Genomic DNA, 19,901 nt, shown 5'->3' with positions numbered 1-19,901 from the left:
TCAGATGGTGAACGGGTGAAATAATGTTTCCTGTTTCACTTCCAGGCTTTCCCGAAAGCGTTGTACCCAAGCTTCGCCTTCCGCAGTTCTTTTTTTCACCGCCGCCATGTCACGCATTCCGGCTTTGTTCACTTTAAACTCGCCAACGGCCCGAACAGGCCCGCTCTCCACGGCATTATTCTTGTTGCTCATGCTGCTCATCGCCCCACGCCCCTCGCCATGACAAAGGAAAAACAGCCCCAATCCCAGCGACGCCGAACTTCCCGTCAAGTGAGTCATTGACAGGACAGGCACACCGGTTGGCAGCGCAAATTACGCAAACTTCTTGTGTATCACTTCAGCAAGCTCCTTGCACGGAGGAGGCATTGAACCACACTCTCAGCCAGGTCTTCAAGCTGTCATGATTGCAAACTCGTACACCCGAAACACGCCGCAGTATTCAGCTCTGTGCCAGTCTGCACACGGTGGATACGGAAAGCAGGCCTTGCAGTGACATGGAACCATCTCCATCACTCCCATGCCTTGCTCGTGCTGCACGGGAGCAGTTTACCACAAACCAAAGCATTGCAGTGAATTTTTCCCATTTTTCCGCACCCGCACCACCACCCCCACCACATGAAGGTCCGCCCCGCCCGGTTTCCCGGGCGGGGCGGTTTTGTCAGCGCACGCGCCTCAGAGCCTCTTTGGCCGCATCGAGATCCCAACGTCGAATCTCTTCGATGCGGGCAACCCCCAACTCCTTTTTGACCTGGGCCCAGACCGATTGAGGGGAACGGCCACTTCTTTTGGATGCCTGAGCTTCCAGCACCTGCAATTCCGTTTTCGGATCGTGACTGATCGGCATGTGTTGCACGGTCCACCACGCTGTTGTGGCGGATGAGCCGATGATGGCCAGTCCAACTCCGACCAATATCCGCCAGTTGCGCCTTGTTTGGCGCGGCCCTTCCAGCAAAGCATGTACTTCCTCGTTTTCCGCTTTTCGATACATCGATACCCCTTTCGCGAGTGCGACCGTTATTGGCCGTAAAGGGTGTATCGGTTAAGGCGAAGTTTGAGGATAACGACCCGTTTTGTTACCCGGCCAGACGGATTGCGTCGATGTGAGGGCGTATATCCCGCAGTCCGATATCCTGCAACACCTGATCGCTCCGGGCATCTTCGCGCCGTTTCTGGGCGATGAGCCGACAAAGCACCCGGACCAACCGTGCCTTTTTATCGGGCGGGACTTTCAGCCCCTCCTCCACCAGATACGTCTCCGTCGCTTCCAAAACGCTCAGAACGAATTCCGCGCCGATTTCGGGGTAGCCGTCCAATCCCTCTGCTGGAACGGAGCCGCCTGGAGTACGGACACCCGTCAGGAGGTAACCCACATCCACTCCAGCAGTGGCAACGGCAGCAAGGTAGGCTACGTCAGGAGTTCGACGCCCACTTTCATAGTTCCCCTGGGATTGCAGGGTAAGTCCGGCGATTTTGGCGAACTCCGTCTGGTTTAGCCCAAGCCGTTTCCGCTCAGCACGCAGCCTTTCACAAAATTCGACATTCATTTCAAAATTCCTCTTGACAGTTGAAACAAACGTTTCAATAATTTCAACCAACGCAGCAAGACCTGCTGTGCGTATCGCAATTACTTTGCCAGAAGTGGAATTTCGTATGTCTGTTGGCGAGAGATTGATTGAGACACGAAAACAGGAAGGGATGACCCAGGCCGAGTTCGGCTCGATTGGAGGGGTCTGCCTGCACACGCAAATGCATTACGAAAAAGGCCGCCGCCACCCCAACTCGGCCTACCTCTCCGCCCTGGCCGCCGCCGGAGTGGACACGCACTACATTCTGACCGGGGTGAGGATGAATCCTCTCCCCCCACCAACCCCCGGTGCAGGGTCCGCCCCGTCAAATGGGTCCGGGGCGGAAGTCGCCCAGGAGGCTTGATCGCACCTCCAGGAGAAACGCGATTATCCATCAACTTAAAGAAGAAGGAGTTGGTCATGCCGAAATGTGTCAAGAGTGAAGCCGAGATCATCGCAATGCTGGAAGAGGCAAGGCAGTCCCTGGGGAAGAAAATGGAGAGCCGGTACCTCACCGGCGTTCGTGACGCCCTGGAGTGGGCCTTGGGTGCCTGTGATGACGACATGCTCCTGGTCGATCCCTTCGCGGTGGTGGATGGGTGCGGCGCGGATACCTCGCCCGGCACGCCCACGGCGGTGGACGAAGAGGACGAGGACGCCGCCCCTCCGGAGCAGGAAGCCGTCGGGACTGCGCCGGAACCCGTCCCTCACGGGTGGGAAGTCGCCGCCTGATCCCTGGTTACCAGGGAGTCGCTCCCTCCGCAGCGCGTCTGCAAAACAACCTGGTCGGACAGGTCGTTGCCGGACGTAAACCGGCATTTTTGAACGATTCTGCCCGTCGACTACAGGCGAAAGCTGAAGACGGGGCTACCGGACCCTTGTCGATGGGGGAAAGGGGCGAGCCACAGGCCTGGTAAGTTGGGTCAGGGTGAAGCTGTGGCGCTGGCTGACAAGCCTGGAAAGACGGGCATTTGCTGGCGTGGCCAAACGGCAAGGCAGCGACCCTGTAAGTCGCAGACTGCAGGTTCGAATCCTGCCGCCAGATCCACATTCTGGGTGTAGCGCAGCCTGGTAGCGCATCGGCATTGGGAGCCGACGGTCGGAGGTTCAAATCCTCTCGCCCGGAACAATTTCAAAAGGACAATCCAATGAAGCCGAGCCATGTCTCAATTTTGCTGTATAAAACAGCTAGTCTAATCAACTCCGTAAATCTTGATTATCCAGATTCTGGAATAATGTTTGTGAATGCCTTTACGGAGGGTTGGTTGCATGGAGGGCTGGAGGTCCATGTCACTCTCGATCAGGGAGAGACACATCCAACCGGGTTGATGGTGAAGATCGACATGGAGGGTGTTCGTCTCTTCGTCAAAAAGGAAGGGAAGTGGGTTGGTGACGGCATCGTCTCCTGGAGTCTCCCCGAGCCCAAACTGACGGAGCTTTTGGAAAAGGTGTTCGACACGGCTGTCGACAGCGTTTTGGACATCCTGGACAGCCATTCAAGAGGTATCGAGTTACCCAAACACAGAGGAGGTGGTGATGGCCAAGCTGAGTGAAGATGCCGTGAACGACGATTTCCAACTGAAGAAAGAGCGACTTGAACCCTGGAATCGGAGTGCGATTTCTTCCGATCAAACCCCGCGCATCGAAGAATTTGTCATCGCCATCGAGGGGCTGGAAGAGGAAAAGGCTGCGGTTCAGGCGCATATCAAGCAGCAGTTCGATCTGGCTTCCGGGTGTGGTTACAGCGTGCTGGCCCTCAAGGAGCTTATCCGGCGGCGCAAGTTGCCCGATGAGCAGGTGGACGAACTGGATAACCATCTCAACCTTTACGAGCAGGCCCTGAAGCGGGCCGGGCTGAAGAAAAGGGGGCAGAGATGACGCCGTCCATCGTTGGTGACCTGTTGCGCCGCAACGGCAGCGCCACCATGCGCGTGCCGATTGCCGGGAAGTTGCGCGCCGGCGTGAAGATGTTGACCGGGGATGCCATCAAGGCCTATCCGTTTGCGGAAGAGCTGTTCTGGCAGGGGGTGCGTGAAGGCTACGGGTTTGATTTCATTGAAAAGGTGATCGTTGATAAGGCCGGGAAGACCAAAGCGAACCTGCCCGAATACCTCATGCGTCCCGCAAACGCGCCTTTCTTCCGCATTGTTCCGGAAGATTTCGCCGATCCGGCGAGCGCCCGGGCGATATTGGAGACGTTTGGGGAGGATCGCGGGGACAAGTGGGGCAGGCAGATTTACTCTCTGCCGATCGTGCTGGCCTCGGACGAGATTCTAGACAATATACCCCACTCGTTCACGCAGTGGGCGAAATCTGGTCGGGCACGCTGGTCGGAATATCGGGAGGACGGCAAGCGGTTCTGCATGGAGATGATGGAACCGAAGAACGACCCCAGGGCCAAGAGGGGCGCGAAGAGGGTTTTTGGTGGCCGCAACCACCAACTTCGCGGGGCCTGCAACCCGGACGAGTGCCCCGAGTTCGGCGCCGGACTCTGCAAACTGGATGGCTCGATCCGTTTTTACGTCCCCGGCTATCCAGGCATCGGCCTGATTGAAGTGGAGACCGGATCGGTCTATGCCCTCACCGGGCTCATGGCCACGCTGGAGCAGGCCCAACAGGGGATGGGGCGTATTGCGGGCACGTTTGGCGGGCAACCGATCTTCCGGTTGCTCAAGCGGGAGAAGGAGATCTCCCGCATCGACTGGGAGAAGAAACAACCCACCCGCTCGAAACAGCAGATCATCGAACTGGATTGCCTCATCAGCATGGTGGACGTGGCCCGGCAGCTCGAAATGGGCGGTCCCCTCCGGTTGGCCGCCCCACCCAGTTGTGCGGCCCTCGAATACCGGCCCGGTCCGGAGGCCAAGGCCCCGGAAACCGCCTCGGGACTGGAGGTGGTCGCCAAAGAACCCAGCAACCTGGAAATCCTGCAGTCCCGGATGAAGGCGGCCACCACCGCCATGAGTGACCAGGGGAGAGCCGATTTGCGGAAGCTCGCCCTTCGGCGCTTCGGCACGGGGTTCTGGTCGAACGAACAGGCTCTCAGGCAGCTCTGCGACTTGGTCGAGGCCGCCTTGATGTCGAACGATTGGGGCTTCCTGCAGCAGGAGAGCGCGGCATGAAGATCCTTCACCTCGCCGACCTGCATATTTCCGGCAAAACGATAGGAGATATCGAGCGGGCTTTCGCGTTCCTTCTGCAGGAGGTGGTCTCCCGGCACATCGAGGCCTGCGTCATCGCCGGTGACACCTGGGACACCGCCACCCCCCTGCACGACCCCTGCGTCGGCAGGGCCATGGAGCTGATCAAGGCCATGGCGGATCGGGTTCCCACCCTGATCCTGCAGGGCACCCCCGGCCACGACCGGCCCGGAAGTGTGGACCACTTCCGGAGGTTGACCGACTCCGTTTTTGTAGCCACCGAGCCCTGTGTCGTCGGGCTCTGCCCGAAGACGGCGGAATATCCCGGCGACTGGTGCGCTCTTGCGCTGGACGACACCCGTCTCGATCAGATGGAGGCCCTCTTTTACTGCCTCCCCTCCCCCAATCCGGCCTCGAAGGCGGTTCAGGACGCGGGGGGCATCTTCAACTGGGCGCAAGAGTGGTTGTGGAAATGCCCCCGTGCGGCGGACACGGTTCCGGTTGTTGTGGTGGCCCACGGCTCGGTGGCCGGAAGCATCACCGAGACGGGCCGGGCGCTGCTGACGGATGTGGAATACACCGACGCCATGCTGTACGGCACCGACGCCGGCGCCATCATGCTGGGCCACATCCACAAACACCAGGTCTTCACCAACCATCTGGGGCAGCGTATCGCCTACCCCGGCAGTCTCATCGCCCTGCACTTCGGTGACGAAGGCCCTCACGGGGGCATCGTCTGGGAGATGGACAGCAACCGGGTGGTCGAGATGGAGCATGTTCCGGTCCCCGGACCGCGTTATACCGATCTGGTCTTCGACGGCCCGCCGGAAATGGCCGTCATCGAGGAGGCCGCCCGAACCATGGATGCGAACACCCGGGTGCGGGTGCGCTGGCAGGTGGACGAGGAACACCAGTCGGCGGTGGACCGGGAGGCCATCCAGGCCCTTTTGCAAGGGGCCGGTCAGGTGAAGCTGGATGGGGTCATCAACCCCGTGCAGAGAGTGCGCACGCCGGGCATTGGGGCGGTGTCGATGGCCGACCGGGTGGGCAGATGGGCGGACAACACCAACAGCACCGACAAACTGGACGTGCTGCTGGGCAATCTGACCATTCTGGAATCGGGGTCTACGGTGGAAGAGATCGTGGAGGGGGTGCTGGCATGAGACCGATTGTGGTTCGCTTGTCTGGTTTTCACGGCGTCATGGCCGGTCTGGGACGCGCGGAACTGAAGATCAACCTGGAAGCCAGCCTTCCGGTTCCCGCCACTGCGGAGGCGGTAACCATCGCACGGAGGCGGACGGCAAAACCAGCACATACGACCAGGTGCTGGAATCGATCCTGGGTTCGCGAGAGGTCTATTTCCTCCTGGCCTTCCGGGGGCAGGGGGTGGAGCGACTGGCCGATATCCAGAATCCGAAAGGGCTCCTCTCCCGCATCCTCCGATTGGAGGAGTTGGACGAGATGGCGGAACGCGCCCGCCAGGTTGTAAACGCCTTGAAGGCCAGACTGGCCGGAATGCGTCAGACCGTGAGCAGGGTAGAACTTGCCACATCCTCTCTCGCCGGGAAGAAGAAGTCCAAAAAGGAGAAGGGCCGCGAGAAAGACATGCGGAAAGCGGAACTCGAAGCTGCCGAAGCGAAGAGGCGGCAGGAGGATGCCAACCTGGTGACCGTCCAACAGGATGATGCCAAAAACGAGGCTGACCGGACACGACGAAACGAGCTTCAGGTTCGGTTGGACCAAACGAAGGAGGATGTGAAGCAGGCGGAAGAATCCCTGGATGAGGCTCTTACGGAGGCCAGGAGGATTCATGATGCCCGCAACACGGATCTTTGCGGGCAGCAGGTCCAGGCCAAAAAACGTCTTGGAGATGCTGAGAAGGAGAAGGAGAAGATCAGCGCCTTGTTGGCGGACGCCGAAACGATTCGCAAGGCGGCGGCGGACAAAGTCCGCCTGGATGGGGAGATTCAGGAGCTTCGGGAAGACTACCTGAGGAAGTCCGCCGTCAAGACGGACAAAGAGAAGGAGCTGCAGGCAGCCCGTGCGTCGATCCGCCTGGAGGAGTCCAAGCGGCAAGCCAAAAAACAGGAGAAGGAGTCTTGGGAACGGCAAGCCATGGAGCATGACAGGCGCGCCTCTCTGGTGACCCAGGTGCCTTGTCTTCAGGAAGCCGACTATTCCGGGACATGCCCTGCTTTGGCCGACGCGCGGCAGGCCCCTGCCGCCCGAGAACAAGCCAATCTTGAGGTTGAGAAGCTCCGTCTGCAGGTGGTGGCGCTGGACGAGGCCATCGACCGGGAGACGAAGCGGATCGGTGTTCTGGAGGACGAACTGGCGGTGGCCGTGAAGGCGTTGCAGAAGTGCGCTGAGACCGGCGCCAGGAAGAGGGATGAACTGTCCGGGATTGAGCCTGATGCCGCCAGGAAGGCGGCTCTTGATGTGGCGAACGAGCAGAGCGAGGACATAGACAGGAAGATCAAGGAAGAGTCTGAGGCTTGCGACACGGTGGCAGAGGCCATTGCGGCGCACGAAAAGGAACTGCAACCACAAATTGACGGCATCGAGACATCACACCGGAAGCGCATCACGGAACTGCGGGAGCGGAAAGAGTCCCTGGAAAAACAACTGCAGGATCTTCCGGAGGTGACCACCTCTGCCCTGGTCGAATCGGCCAAAGCCAAACTGAAGAAGTGCAACGAAGAGGAAGAGGAAATCCGCAGAAGATATCTGGCCAGCGAAAACGAGGCATCCAGGCTTGAAGGGGAGATTACCGCATTGCATGCGGAGATCGAAGCCTCTGCCGAGGTGGTCAAGCAGGCCAAGCGGCTGGAGAAGGCCATCGCCGACTGGCATCTCACGACTCTGGCGCTGAAGGGTGTCCGGGATCTGGTGATCGAGGACGCCGGTCCCGCGTTGGCCCTGTCGACCAACGCCCTGTTGAGGGGGTGTTTCGGCTCGCGCTTCACCATCCGGATCAACACCCAGGAGGAGCAGCGCAACGGGGTGGTGAGGGAGACCTTCGCGGTTTCGGTGTTGGACGCGGAGACGGGCATGGAGAGCCCTATCGGCTCGAAATCCGGAGGAGAGGCGGTATGGCTGGACCGTGCCCTGGTGGGAGCGGTGGCGGCCTATTTCCGGGATGCCACGGGGATTTCTTACGGCACCATCTTTGCCGACGAGGCGGACGGTCCGCTGTCCGCCGACAGGAAGGAGGCTTTTGCCCGGATGATGAAGCAGTCCATCGCCTTGGCGGGCTGCGACAGGATGTACTTCGTCAGCCACCACCCAGGAGCCTGGGAAGCGGCGGACCATGTGATTCGGCTCGAAGATTTTCGCCAATAAAGGAGGGTCGAATGGCTTGGCAGACTGACGAAAGTATATGGAGATCGGCAGACCCGGTCGACTTGGAGAGTGGCTTGTCAAGAGGAGCGCAGCAGGTATCCAGGATCATAGGCGTCAAAAGCGTTATTGCTTTGGCTAAACACTACATAGATGGAAAACGCCTCTACGTGCCGGAGGAGATAGCTCTTTCACATCCTCTTGTTCGCATCATTGGCCTAGGGGCCGCTCTATCGTTGAGTAGAGTTTATGGAGGGAGCGATATACGCATTCCTAAGCTCCACAATGCCCTGCGCGGGGCAAGGGATGCTGCGATCCGGAAAGCGGTAGCGGAAGGAAAGAAGATCACGGACGTGGGCAGGAGGTTCGGGGTAACGCGCCGATATGCCTACAAAATCTTGGAGGGTGGACGGATGGATCAGGGAGGAGCAAGGCAATGAGCGACCCGGTTTGTATCCCCTTCAACCGCGGCTTGGTGTCGGCGGAAGAGTTTGGCAAGAACGCATTCGTAATCGATCCGATGAAGACTACGCCTGACATCGAGTTCGAGTTGGGCACCATCCTGTGCGACGCGAACTGCACCCGGTGGGTGTATGTCCACGCCTCGGCGGCCATTATGCGGTATCAGGCGGTTGGCATCGACGAGAACATCAAAGCCGCTCCCCTGACCAGGGAGACGGCTGAAGAGGCCTGGGGCATCGGCTTTGCGCAAACGGATTTTGCGGACAACGACTTTGGCTGGGTGGCGGTTGAGAGTAGTCGGATTTACGGCCTTGTTCAACCGCACTGCCCTTCCGGTAAGGCGCTCTATACCTCGGACAAACCGGGCGTTCTCGGCAAGGAGAGTCGCGGGCAAGCCAAGATCTATGGGGCTGAAGCCACTCGTTCAACCTTCAAGACCGAGGCGGCTGTGCCGTTGATATTCACTGGCCCGAGAACGGCCCCGTTTTAGGCTGCGGATTCCCAACAGGCGGGGAGGAGACCATGAACACCTTATTTGAACAGCTTGAGCAGGGTGACGATGAATATCGCCTGACCGGCGGCCACACCGAACATCCACTTGATGGTTTCGGACTTGGCGGTTTCGATGTCCTTGCGCAATTCGGCCTTGGCAAGCTCAATATCCCCTTTGGTGGCCAACTCCTGATGACGAGCCTCCTCCACACGTCCGAGAAGCCCAGCCATCGCCTTGGCGTGGCCTTTGGCCTGTTCTTCGGGAACGCCGGAAGCCTTGAGTTGCTCCGTGAACTCCAGGGTGTCGAAAGTAATCGTGGTCATGGCAATCTCCTTTCCCGTTCATCCTACCATGTCGGGGGCTTGGGTCAAAAAGAAATTGACACCCGCTCACCTCTTCGGGCAGACTCGTTCGCGGAGCTTCGAAACCTCCACAAACCGAAGGCGGACAACCGCCCCCGAAATCTTGGCGGCTTTTTTGTGCCTGCAATCCACGCTGCTGTCTCTTCTGCGTGGGTATCCATCGCCAGTCTCCGGGGGCAATCGGGCTGTCCAGGGCGCAAGCCTAAATCCGATTGGCCCAACCTTCGGTGGGGTTTCGAACCCCCGGAGCCTCGGCATCTTCGAAACATGTCCGGCTCCGGCAATTCATCTTGCCGAAGGAGCCAGCACATGAACACCACCAATCCCCAAGCCACAACCACGCCTATCGTCAGCATCCTCAACGGAGTGCCAACAACCACTTCCCTGGCCATCGCCGAAGGAACCGGAAACCAACACAAAAACGTGCTGGGATTGGTTCGCACCTATCAAGCCGATCTGGAAGAGTTTGGCCCACTCGCGTTTGAAACGCGAGTGGGCAGTGATCGCGGGAATTCCGCGTTTGAAACGCGGAATTCAAATAATGCTGGACGTCCCACGGAAATCGCCCTCCTCAACGAACGCCAAGCCACCCTGATCATGACCTACATGCGCAACACCGCCGTGGTCCGGGAATTCAAGAAACGGCTGGTGAAGTCGTTCTATGAGTTGGCCGAAAGGGCCGACCGCAAGACGGGCCGCTACCTGCCGGATGTTCCCGAATCGTACACCCCCAAGGTCCAGCATTCCTCCTTCCGCGACCTGCAACGCCTGCTGGAGGCCCTGCGCCCCGAGGTGCCCCGGTCCCTCGCCAGCGAGGCCGAACACACCCTCTCACGGGCGTTTTTCGATATCGAACGCTCTTTCAAACCTGTCATGGACGCCTGGTTGGCACCCAACAAACCCACCTCTGTTCCGGCACGACAGGGCAAATAATACAAACCCTTTCTGGCCATCGAAAGGTGGCCAGAGAAAAAGGAGATACTCGCATGACGATGAACCGCAGGTATTTACGGCATATGAAGAAAAAAGCGGAACGCCTCCTGAGCATGATTCCAGAAGCTCGTAATATCGACAGAGCCAGCTTAGAGGCTCATATCAAGGCTATTGAAGAGCAGTTGAAAGATCTTCCGGACGATGTTTCCGAGACTCCCTCGGAGACCCAGGCAAGCATCGCCGCCTGGGGCGACTCCACCTTTGGAGAGACCAGCATTCCGGAGATGGCATGGCTGATCCTGGGGGAGGTCGGCGAGCTGTTCAAGGCGCTGCACAGGGGTCACAACATCGGCCAGGAGTTGGCCGATGTCTCCATCCTGCTGCATCGGACTGCGGCCATTACTGGCCATGACCTGCAGCAGGAGGTCAACGAGAAGATGCGCACCAACCGGTCCAGGGATTGGGTCGTTCGGGAGCGGGAGCATGAGGTGTGGCAAAACCGGTTCGTGGTTGGTGCAGAAGAGGCACCGGTGGAGAAGACGACGAAGATCAGTGCGGATGAACTCGTAGAAGAAAATCCGGTGAAGCGGATGTTGGATGTAATGGGGATCGGTGCTAATCAGCTTGCAGGATGTGAGGAGCTTTTGCAGTTCTACGATTCGCTTTCTGCGCCGAAACAGGAGGTGACCACCCCTACCTCGCCACCTGTCGAGAGTCAGGATACTCCAGTCTTTGAGGATAGAGACTGGCAGTTTTAAGTGACAACTCTTACCTAAGGATGCAATCATGGAAAACAAATTGGTAACCGTTGAACTGAGCCCCATGGATGAGGCGTGTCTGCACCACGATCTGCTGGATATCGACCAGTGGGTGCGGGATGCGGTACGCGGCAAGGTGGCGTCGTGCCGCACCCGGTTGCTGGCGCAGTGGCTGCCGGTGCTGTTGCAGGATCCGCACATTGAAACCCTGCCGGCGAATCCGGAGAAGCTGGTGGAGGTGATTCTGGCCTATCCCGGCTACCGCCCGCGCAAGGATCGGGAGGTGGTTTAGGGCTTTTTCAGCATCGCCTCTGCCGCTTTTTCCATGGCGGCACGGACCGGGTCCAGGGTGAGTCGGGCATAAATGGCGGTGGCATCTTGAGTTTTGTGACCCAACCCTTTTCCAATCACCTGTAGGCTGGCGCCGGTGATGGCTTGCCAGCTTCCCATTGTCCTTCTGAGGTCGTGGATTCTGGCGTGGTCGATACCGGCCACTGCCAGGATCCGGAGCCAAGCCTTGCGTGGTTCCACCATGTGTCCCGTTGCAGAGCGTGGCGACGGGAAGACCCATTCTCCCTGATTACCATCTCTCATTTCCCGCAGGATCTCCAAGACGGTGTCCACCAGGGGCACGGTCAGGGGATCCTTGTTTTTGGTTTTGGGGATTCTCCAGACGGCTCGGTCAAAATCGATCTCGTCAAAGCGCATGGCGCAGACGTTGTTTCGCCTGGCGCCGGTCAACAGGGCCACCTGAAAGAAACGGCGCATCACGACGCTGGGCTCTTTATCGAGGGCTTCCTGAAGGCGCAGCAGTTCGTTGGCGTCGAGGAAGCGGTCACGGGATGTTTCCGGAAAGTGGCGAATTCCCTTTGCGGGATTGACCCCCTCCCACAGTCCGAATTCGACGGCGACATTGAAGACTTTGGAAACCAACGCCAGGACGCGGTTGGCGAAGGCCGGGTGATCTTTTCCCACCTGGGAGTGGATGTTGGCCACATCCCGACGGGTGATTTGGGAAAGTTGTTTGTCGTGAAGAGGCTGAAGGTGGAGCCGGAACTTTGAATCGTCGTCTTTCCAGGTCTTCTTGCGTTGCTTGGCCCAACGCTCCAGGTAGACACCGAAGAGGTCGGCGAAGGTCATATCCTTTGGTTGATTCTGGATGACGTGAACCGGGTTTTCTCCCTCTGCCAACACACCGTTCATGAGTGCGGCTCGGCGTCTCGCTTCCTCAATGGGGACTTCTGGCCATTTGCCGAGGTGCTGACGTTTGACGCCGTCCGGGGTTCGCCTGCGCCAGTAGAATGACCGCACCCCGGTAGAGGTGATGCGGATTTCCAGACCTGGGGTGCGTTCGTCGAGACACACCGTCCGGTCGCCTGGTTTTTCAGGCAGAGGGATGCTTGCCAAGCGTGAGGCGGTAAAGGGGAATTTATTATCGCTGGCCATGTTTGCTGCTCCGTTCGCGTTCCTGGGGTCACGCCGGGGTCACACCATGGCTAAAAAATGTACTCTTTCGGGCTATTTTCTGGCAAGTTTTGATCAAACCTGGAGGGGATATAGTAGACTAACTGCTTGATTTTACTGGTAGCGAGGGGGGGACTTGAACCCCCGACCTACGGATTATGAATCCGTCGCTCTAACCAGCTGAGCTACCTCGCCAAAGAGCGTTGATTGTAGTCACCAACGCGCAACTGTCAACCCAAAAAAAGATGCAACCGAGAAATGCTTCCCCCCGTTACGGCTGCCCCCCCCGAATGATCGGCATGGAGATGCCCATGTTGGCAAGCTTTTCGCTGGTTTCCTTGGCCTGCGTCCGGTTGCCGAACGGTCCCACGACGACCTTGTACATCTGATGCGCCTCGGGAACCTTGACCATGCGCAACGGCTTCACCCCCAGCTTGCGGGCCTTGTCCATGTCCTGAACGCCCTGGGAGAGATAGAGGGTCTTGTTGATGGCCACCAAAAAACCTTCCCAGGTCTCTTCGATCTTGGCGTCCATACCCCCGGCCAGCAGTTTCGCTTCCATCTCCCGCGCCACGGAACGGTTTTCGAAGGGGCCGGCTTGTACCAGATTCAAACTGACGGTTTCCGTCTCCACCTGAATCTTGGATTCCACCCCCCCCTTCTTCAACTGCTCCACGAGGGTGTCCGCCCCGGCCTTCAGGACAAAGCTCCCGGCCTGAACCAGTATGCCGCCCGTCTTGCTCTCCTCAACCCGTTTTTCCGGAACCTTGGCCGTTGGTTTGGCGGGTTTGACCGGCTCCTTCTCCTTGACCACCGGCGGCGGGGGAGGCGGCGAGGGCGCTTCCGCAACAACCTTCGCCGGTGGCGGCGCCGGATGCGAGCGGGTCAGAAGATCGGCAGGACGCGGGGGTATCGGATAAAGCGGGACATCCAACACGTGAGCCGTCGCCTCCTCCCCGCCCCCGTGTCGGGCTTTGAGAAGAGCCGTGCCAAAATAGGCGGCATTGAGCAGGGCCATAAGCAGCAAGACGCTCCATGGCGCAAAGCGAGTCAACATCATTGCCACGACCTCAAACTCATCGGTTCATCTCATAGAGAAGTCGCAAACCCGTCAACGTCAAATAGGCATCCACAATCTCAATATGGCGGCTTTCCCGGGCTATCAATCGCGCCAAGCCCCCCGTAGCCAGAACACGAACCCCCGAAAAACCGGACTCGGCCACCATGCGTTCGATCAAACCATCCACCAGCCCCACATAACCCCAAAACAGGCCCGATTGCATCGAACCCACCGTATCCCGCCCGATGACACTTCCCGGCCTGGCAAATTCGATGCGCGGCAACTTGGCCGTCTTTTCGAAAAGCGTGTCCATGGACAATCCAAGCCCCGGCGCTATGGCCCCCCCCAGATAATCCCCCTGGGGATTCACCAGATCGAAAGTGGTGGCCGTACCGAAATCGACGACAATCGCCGGTCCCTTGACCTTGTCGAAGGCCGCCACCGCATTGACGATGCGATCGGCACCCACCTCCTTGGGATTGTCGTACCGAATGCTCATACCCGTCTTGATGCCAGGCCCCACCAGCAGCGGGGAGACCCGCAAATAGCGCCGCACGGCCCGCACCAGCGCCGCCTGAACCGGGGGCACCACACTGCCGATGACCACCCCGGTAACCTCCTCCACCGCCAATCCGGCACGGGAAAAGAGTTCCGCGATCAGGATGCCCCATTCGTCCCCGGTACGGTCGGTGCGGGTGGAAATCCGCCAATGGCGCGCCAGATCCGCACCTCGATAGACCCCGAACACCACATTGGTATTACCAATATCAATCACCAAGAGCATTTGCCGTGCCAATCCCGGAAAGTTGCCGTTGTTCCTCACCCATACACCGGGGAGGTGAATTCCACCTCTCCCGCCAAGACCCGAATGCGCCCGCCGCTTGCCGTCTCCAGCACCAGGCATCCCTCTTCGTCCAGGGTGCGCACCCGGCCCGTTTCCACCTTGCCGTCGGCTCCCACCACCCTCACCTCGCGGCCAAAGGTGTTGCTCAAGGCGCACCAGCGCGCCCTCAAGGGAGCGAAGCCCTCTTGCAGATAGGTGAAATACCACGCTTCGAAGGTTCGCAAAAAAGCCGCCAGGAAGGAGCCCCGATGCAAAGGCCCCGGCAGGGAGACCCCCTGTTGATGCAAGACCTCTTCCAACACCGCCAGGCGGGGACGCAGTTCCGGAGGGAACGCCAGCCGGTCACCCAGCAGATTGAAGCCGATCCCCACGATACAATAGCGCACCCGGTCCACCTCGCCCCGCATCTCGGTGAGGATGCCTCCGAGTTTGGCACCGCCGGTCATGACATCGTTGGGCCATTTCAACGCCAGATCACGGAGTCCGCTGGCCAAAACCACCTCGGCCAGCGCCACCCCCGACAACAGCGTCAACTGGGCCACCGAACGCGGGTCCACCGCCGGACGCAATACGATCGAGAAACAAAGGTTGCGCCATGGTGGCGAAACCCAGGAGCGACCCAGCCGCCCCCGCCCCGAAGTCTGCCTTTCGGTCCAGACCACGGTGCCTTCGGGATGGCCCGCCTCCGCCAGCCGTTCCGCCTCGGTATTGGTGGAATCCAGAACCTCGTGAACCCGAATCCGCTCGGGTCGGAACAGACGACACTCCCGCAACCCCTCCCGCAGGGCTTCCGGCCACAACGGCTCCTCCCCGCCCAGCCAGGTATAACCGCGGCGGGGGGCGGAATCGATACGGAATCCCGCCTCCCTCAGCCGCTCGATGCCTTTCGAAATCGCCGCCCGGGAGACCCCCAGGCGCATTCCCAGCACCTCTCCGGAAAGCGCCGACCCGTTGGCTTCCTGTTGCAGCAGCGTCAGCAGTTGCCGGTCAGTCGGTGATGGTGAGCGAGACATCCTTGCTTCCGGCAGAGTGGGTCAAGGCCCCCACGGAGATGAAATCGACCCCTGTTTCGGCCACCTGGAGCACGTTGTCCAGAGTGATGTTGCCGCTGGCCTCCAGCAGGGCCTGCCCCGCATTGATGGCCACCGCCTTGGTCATGGTCTCGATATCCATATTGTCCAGCATGATGATGCTGGCGCCCGCCTCCAGCGCCTCGCGCACCTGGTCCAGGGTGCCACACTCCACCTCGATGCGATGCAGATGGTGGACCTGTTCCCGCACCCGGCGAATGGCTTTGGCCACGCCCCCGGCCACCTGGATATGGTTGTCCTTGATCAGAACTCCGTCGTCCAGTCCGAAGCGGTGGTTGCCACCGCCGCCGGTGCGCACCGCGTATTTCTGTAACATGCGCATGCCCGGAATGGTCTTGCGGGTATCCACGATACGCACGTTGGTATCCGCGACCTTTTCCACGAACCGACGGGTCAGGGTGGCCACGGCGGAGAGGTTCTGAAAGAAGTTCAGCGCCACCCGCTCACCCGTCAGAATGCCCCGGGCAAATCCCCGAATGGTACAGATGGTATTGCCCGCCAGGGCGCCACTGCCTTCGGAAATCACCGGCATGATGCGAATACGCCGGTCCACCAGTCGGAAGACCTCCGCCACCACCGGAAGACCGCAGACCACCAGATCCTCCTTGGCCTCCAGCACCGCTTCGGCTTCCAGTCCGGGAGAGACCAGGGCGTTGCTGGTCACATCCCCCCGCCCCACATCCTCCATCAGGGCGTGTTCCACCAACTGACTCCACGGGCCATTCAACATTGGTTCACCCTCGCATTCCTCGTAATCGTGCCTCGGCTTCCACCAGATCCTGCCGCTGTCTGCGTAATTCCTGCTCACGTTCCCGCTCCTTGGCCACCAACTCGGGGTTGGCTTTGGCCAAAAATCCCTCATTGGCCAGTTTTTGGGTCACCCGTTGCAAATCGGCTTCCAGTTTATCCAGGTTCTTTTGCAGCCGGGCCGACTCGGCTTCCAGATCGATCACTCCGGCCAGCGGCAGATAGAAGCGACCGCCCGTAACCACCGCCGTGGCACTCCCCGCCGGGGCCTCCCCCGACCAGGATTCCCACTCCGAAACCTTGCCCAGACCGGCCATACGCTGCCGGTAGCGGGTAAAGATCGCCTGACGTTCGCCATCCAGATCGTGCAACACGCGCAACGTCTTGCCCGGCGGAATGCCCATTTCGCAACGCGCGTTGCGCAGCGAGCCGACCGCCGCCATCATCCAGGCCATCTCTTCCTCCAGCCGGGCATCGACCCGCGCCGGCTCCACCTCGGGCCAGGCGGCCAGCATCACGGACTCCCCCGCCACACCCGCCACCGGAGCCACCCTCTGCCACAGTTCCTCGGTGATGAAAGGCATCAACGGATGCAGCAGCCGAAGGATGCGCTCCAATACTCCCACCAGGGTGCGCAGGGTTTCAACCCGCTCCCCGACGGAGGCGCCACCATCGTAAAGGGCCGGCTTGGCCAACTCCACATACCAGTCGCAATACTCACCCCAAACGAACTGATAGAGGCACTGGGCCGCGTCACTGAAACGGTACTCGGCAAAACTCCGCGCCAACTCCTCCTTGACCCGTTCCAGACGGCTCAGAATCCAGCGGTTCACCAGCCCGTCAGGCCGCTCCGGCAGACCTGCGGGAACCTCGGTCACGCCGTTTTGCATCAACACGAAGCGGGCCGCATTCCACAGTTTGTTGCAAAAGTGGCGATAGCCGTCGATGCGCCCCATGTCGAACTTGATGTCGCGCCCCTGGGTGGCCAGGGCCGCGAAGGTAAAGCGCAAGGCATCGGTACCGAAGGCCGGTATGCCGTGGGGGAACTCCTTGCGGGTAGCCTTCTCGATCTTCTCTTTGAGGTGGGTCTGCATCAGATCCCGGGTGCGCTTGGCCACCAGGCTCTCCAGGTCGATGCCGTCGATCAGGTCCAGCGGGTCGAGGATATTGCCCTTGGACTTGCTCATCTTGTTGCCGTCGCCATCCCGGACCAGGCCGTGGATGTAGACCTCGCGGAAAGGCACTTCCCCGGTGAACTTGAGCCCCATCATGATCATGCGGGCCACCCAGAAGAAGATGATGTCAAAACCCGTGACCAGTACCGAGGTGGGATAGAAGGTGGCCAGTTCCGCTGTTTTTTCCGGCCAGCCCAGGGTGGAGAAGGGCCACAGCGCCGAGGAAAACCAGGTATCGAGCACATCGTCGTCCTGGGTGAGACGGGCGAACTCGCCATAGTGGCGTTGCGCCTCTTCCTTGGCCTCCTCCTCGGTTGCGGCGACGAAGATCTCCCCGTCGGGTCCGTACCAGGCCGGAATGCGATGGCCCCACCAGATCTGGCGGGAAATGCACCAGTCCTGAATGTTGCGCATCCATTCGAAATAGGTCTTGGCCCAGTTGGCCGGCACGAAACGGATGCGGCCATCCTCCACCGCCCGGATGGCCTCTTCCGCCAAAGGGCCCGTTTTGACGTACCATTGGTCCGTCAGCAACGGCTCCACCACCGCCTTGCTGCGATCGCCGCGAGGCACCATGAGACGGTGGGGCTCGATCTTATCGAGCAGCCCCTCCTCCTCCAGTTCCGCCACCACCCGCTCACGGGCCACATAGCGATCCAGCCCGCGAAAACGCAACGGCACCTGGTGATTGAGGCAGGCGTCGGGATTGAAAATATTGATCGGCTCCAGACCGTGGCGTTGGCCGACCTCGTAGTCGTTGAAATCGTGGGCCGGGGTGATCTTGACGCAACCGCTGCCGAAGGCGGGATCGACATGTTCGTCGGCAATGATGGGGATCTCCCGCTCCGTCAGGGGGAGATGCACCATCTTGCCGATCAGATGCCGGAAGCGTTCGTCTTCCGGATGCACCGCCACCGCCGTATCCCCCAGCATGGTTTCGGGGCGGGTGGTGGCCACTACCAGATACCCGTCGCCCTCCGCCAGAGGGTAGCGCAAATGCCAGAGACGACCCTCCTCCTCTTCGGAAATCACCTCCAGATCGGATACGGCGGTATGCAGCACCGGATCCCAGTTGACCAGTCGTTTGCCCCGATAGATCAACCCCTCCCGGTAGAGCCGCACGAAAACCTCCACCACGGCGCGGGACAACCCCTCGTCCATGGTGAAGCGTTCCCGGCTCCAGTCGCAGGAGGCTCCCATGCGCCGCAACTGGCGCACGATGGTGCCTCCGGAACTCTGTCGCCATTTCCATACCCTTGAGACGAAATTCTCCCGCCCCAGATCGTGCCGGGTCAGGCCTTCCGACTCCAACTGACGTTCCACCACCATCTGGGTGGCAATGCCCGCGTGATCCGTTCCGGGCTGCCAGAGGGTGGGCCGACCCGACATGCGGTGATAACGGGTCAAGGCATCCATCAGAGTGTCCTGAAAGGCATGCCCCATGTGCAGACTGCCCGTCACGTTCGGTGGGGGGATCATGATGCAATAGCCCTCTCCCCCACCCTCACGGGAGCGAAAGTAGCCGCGTTCCTCCCAAAGCCGATACCACTTCTCTTCGACGCCGACAGGCTCGTAAGCCTTGGGCAAGGTTGATTCCGACATCGTACCCCTCACACGGCTGACCGGATATTCACTGCAGACGGCAAAGGGCACCCAAGGTGCCCTTTGCCCGATCCCTGCCGGAACCTCCTACAGGATCCGACAGACTCTTTGCCCATTTCAAACACCTTCATCCTTGCGAATCCGTTCGATTTCCGCCCGAATCGCCTCTTCCAGATACCCCGGCAGCAGTTCTTCGAGCATCTCCCGGGCCATTTTGCGCACCAGATCTTCCACCCGATCCCCAAAAACCTCTCTCAGTGTTTCGGGAGTCAACTCATCCAGATGACCCTCCGCCGACATGGAAGGCCCGCTCTCCGCAAGCGGCGCGACCGGCGGTTTCGTCGCGGCGGGAAGCTCGGGCTCCTCCATGCCGGCCAGATCCAGCAATTCCGCCAATTCGCCACCATCGGGTTCCGACTCCGGGGCCTCTTCCGGAACATGAGACATCATCTCAGCCACCACCTCCGAAGAGACCTCTTGATCGACAAGCTCCTGCAGATCCAACGGCTCTTCTTCCGCTTCCTCAGCGGAGGCTTCCTGCAAGGCTTCCGCCAGAGCGGAGGCATCCAGCTCCGCGGCTTCTTCCGTCAGCTCCAACGGCAGCTCTTCGACCGGTTCCTGGAGAGCATCCAGCAAATCAAGGGCCTCCTCGTCCTCGGATGCGGCGGAAACCTCCTCCCCGGCAAACGCACCCGCCGACTCCTCCAGAGCGTCGACCAGATCCAGGGCATCCGGCTCCTCATCCGGCGAACTGGCGGGAACCACCTCTTCTTCCGGGGAAACCGCCGACTCCTCCAACGCCTCCACCAGTTCCAGGGCATCCGGCTCCTCATCCGGCGAACTGGCGGGAACCACCTCTTCTTCCG

General features: G+C 60.0%; 22 protein-coding genes, 2 tRNA genes and 1 pseudogene. 13 read left to right on the top strand and 12 right to left on the bottom strand.

Annotation, left to right across the window (positions count from 1 at the left end; translation table 11 throughout):
- The 3 genes from HQL56_05680 to HQL56_05670 all read right to left on the bottom strand — a co-directional run bounded on the left by HQL56_05680 (nt 1) and on the right by HQL56_05670 (nt 1,544).
- The gene (locus HQL56_05680; protein ID MBF0308996.1) at nt 1–201 is read right to left on the bottom strand and encodes a hypothetical protein; all 201 of its coding nucleotides are present in this window, start codon (nt 199–201) and stop codon (nt 1–3) included.
- A gap of 457 nt (nt 202–658) precedes the next feature.
- Complete coding sequence (locus HQL56_05675; GenBank protein MBF0308995.1) at nt 659–988, bottom strand: hypothetical protein; 330 nt, start codon at nt 986–988, stop codon at nt 659–661.
- 85 nt (nt 989–1,073) lie between these two features.
- Complete coding sequence (locus HQL56_05670) at nt 1,074–1,544, bottom strand: helix-turn-helix transcriptional regulator (protein ID MBF0308994.1); 471 nt, start codon at nt 1,542–1,544, stop codon at nt 1,074–1,076.
- A 151-nt stretch (nt 1,545–1,695) separates the two neighbouring features.
- Here HQL56_05670 and HQL56_05665 point away from each other — a divergent pair, with 151 nt between their 5' ends.
- The 10 genes from HQL56_05665 (at nt 1,696) to HQL56_05620 (ending at nt 8,996) form a co-directional block, all read left to right on the top strand.
- Nucleotides 1,696–1,929 (top strand): hypothetical protein, encoded by a 234-nt coding sequence (locus tag HQL56_05665; GenBank protein MBF0308993.1) that lies wholly within the window; start codon nt 1,696–1,698, stop codon nt 1,927–1,929.
- 56 nt (nt 1,930–1,985) lie between these two features.
- Nucleotides 1,986–2,297 (top strand): hypothetical protein, encoded by a 312-nt coding sequence (locus tag HQL56_05660; protein ID MBF0308992.1) that lies wholly within the window; start codon nt 1,986–1,988, stop codon nt 2,295–2,297.
- A gap of 320 nt (nt 2,298–2,617) precedes the next feature.
- A tRNA-Pro gene (locus tag HQL56_05655) sits at nt 2,618–2,691 on the top strand.
- Nucleotides 2,692–2,713: 22 nt separating this feature from the next.
- A complete protein-coding gene (locus HQL56_05650; GenBank protein ID MBF0308991.1) occupies nt 2,714–3,118 on the top strand; it encodes a hypothetical protein in 405 nt (134 codons plus the stop codon).
- Nucleotides 3,102–3,443 carry a DUF2312 domain-containing protein gene (locus HQL56_05645; protein ID MBF0308990.1) on the top strand — a complete coding sequence of 114 codons (342 nt, stop codon included), beginning with the start codon at nt 3,102–3,104 and terminating at the stop codon, nt 3,441–3,443. Before HQL56_05650 ends, HQL56_05645 begins: the two co-directional genes overlap by 17 nt.
- A complete protein-coding gene (locus HQL56_05640; protein MBF0308989.1) occupies nt 3,440–4,687 on the top strand; it encodes a hypothetical protein in 1,248 nt (415 codons plus the stop codon). Before HQL56_05645 ends, HQL56_05640 begins: the two co-directional genes overlap by 4 nt.
- On the top strand, nt 4,684–5,868 hold the full coding sequence (locus tag HQL56_05635; protein MBF0308988.1) for a hypothetical protein: 1,185 nt from the start codon (nt 4,684–4,686) through the stop codon (nt 5,866–5,868). Before HQL56_05640 ends, HQL56_05635 begins: the two co-directional genes overlap by 4 nt.
- 160 nt (nt 5,869–6,028) lie before the next feature.
- Entirely contained in the window at nt 6,029–8,047 is a 2,019-nt protein-coding gene (locus tag HQL56_05630) for a hypothetical protein (protein ID MBF0308987.1), read from the top strand.
- An 11-nt stretch (nt 8,048–8,058) separates the two neighbouring features.
- Nucleotides 8,059–8,484 (top strand): hypothetical protein, encoded by a 426-nt coding sequence (locus tag HQL56_05625; GenBank protein ID MBF0308986.1) that lies wholly within the window; start codon nt 8,059–8,061, stop codon nt 8,482–8,484.
- Entirely contained in the window at nt 8,481–8,996 is a 516-nt protein-coding gene (locus HQL56_05620; protein ID MBF0308985.1) for a hypothetical protein, read from the top strand. Before HQL56_05625 ends, HQL56_05620 begins: the two co-directional genes overlap by 4 nt.
- Before the next feature lie 41 nt (nt 8,997–9,037).
- On the opposite strand, the gene HQL56_05615 is transcribed toward HQL56_05620, so the two are convergent.
- Entirely contained in the window at nt 9,038–9,322 is a 285-nt protein-coding gene (locus tag HQL56_05615) for a DUF1640 domain-containing protein (protein MBF0308984.1), read from the bottom strand.
- A 348-nt stretch (nt 9,323–9,670) separates the two neighbouring features.
- Here HQL56_05615 and HQL56_05610 point away from each other — a divergent pair.
- The 3 genes and pseudogenes from HQL56_05610 to HQL56_05600 all read left to right on the top strand — a co-directional run bounded on the left by HQL56_05610 (nt 9,671) and on the right by HQL56_05600 (nt 11,344).
- Nucleotides 9,671–10,051 (top strand): annotated as a pseudogene (locus HQL56_05610) (Rha family transcriptional regulator).
- 296 nt (nt 10,052–10,347) lie between these two features.
- Complete coding sequence (locus tag HQL56_05605; protein MBF0308983.1) at nt 10,348–11,052, top strand: hypothetical protein; 705 nt, start codon at nt 10,348–10,350, stop codon at nt 11,050–11,052.
- 28 nt (nt 11,053–11,080) lie between these two features.
- Nucleotides 11,081–11,344 carry a hypothetical protein gene (locus tag HQL56_05600; GenBank protein ID MBF0308982.1) on the top strand — a complete coding sequence of 88 codons (264 nt, stop codon included), beginning with the start codon at nt 11,081–11,083 and terminating at the stop codon, nt 11,342–11,344.
- Here the strand turns inward: HQL56_05600 and HQL56_05595 are convergent.
- From HQL56_05595 to HQL56_05560, 8 genes are all read right to left on the bottom strand, one after another.
- Nucleotides 11,341–12,498: a tyrosine-type recombinase/integrase gene (locus HQL56_05595; protein ID MBF0308981.1), complete on the bottom strand. Its 1,158-nt coding sequence runs from the start codon at nt 12,496–12,498 to the stop codon at nt 11,341–11,343. The genes HQL56_05600 and HQL56_05595 overlap by 4 nt on opposite strands.
- Nucleotides 12,499–12,634: 136 nt before the next feature.
- Nucleotides 12,635–12,711 (bottom strand) — tRNA-Met (locus tag HQL56_05590).
- A 76-nt stretch (nt 12,712–12,787) separates the two neighbouring features.
- Entirely contained in the window at nt 12,788–13,582 is a 795-nt protein-coding gene (locus HQL56_05585) for an SPOR domain-containing protein (protein ID MBF0308980.1), read from the bottom strand.
- Nucleotides 13,583–13,592: 10 nt separating this feature from the next.
- Nucleotides 13,593–14,360, bottom strand: a complete 768-nt coding sequence (locus HQL56_05580) for a type III pantothenate kinase (protein MBF0308979.1) — start codon at nt 14,358–14,360, stop codon at nt 13,593–13,595.
- Nucleotides 14,361–14,395: 35 nt separating this feature from the next.
- Nucleotides 14,396–15,433: a biotin--[acetyl-CoA-carboxylase] ligase gene (locus HQL56_05575; protein ID MBF0308978.1), complete on the bottom strand. Its 1,038-nt coding sequence runs from the start codon at nt 15,431–15,433 to the stop codon at nt 14,396–14,398.
- Nucleotides 15,408–16,241, bottom strand: coding sequence for a carboxylating nicotinate-nucleotide diphosphorylase (gene nadC, locus HQL56_05570; protein MBF0308977.1), 834 nt, complete (start codon nt 16,239–16,241; stop codon nt 15,408–15,410). The genes HQL56_05575 and nadC overlap by 26 nt, the downstream gene beginning before the upstream one ends.
- A gap of 4 nt (nt 16,242–16,245) precedes the next feature.
- On the bottom strand, nt 16,246–19,020 hold the full coding sequence (locus HQL56_05565; GenBank protein ID MBF0308976.1) for a valine--tRNA ligase: 2,775 nt from the start codon (nt 19,018–19,020) through the stop codon (nt 16,246–16,248).
- 132 nt (nt 19,021–19,152) lie between these two features.
- The coding region (locus tag HQL56_05560; protein ID MBF0308975.1) for a hypothetical protein at nt 19,153–19,901 on the bottom strand (749 nt) is incomplete at its 5' end.

The organism is Magnetococcales bacterium, assembly GCA_015231925.1.
In the GTDB taxonomy this organism is placed as follows: domain Bacteria; phylum Pseudomonadota; class Magnetococcia; order Magnetococcales; family JADGAQ01; genus JADGAQ01.
The sequence above is the reverse complement of the archived record's forward strand: the minus strand, read 5'-3'. Positions and strand labels throughout refer to the sequence as shown.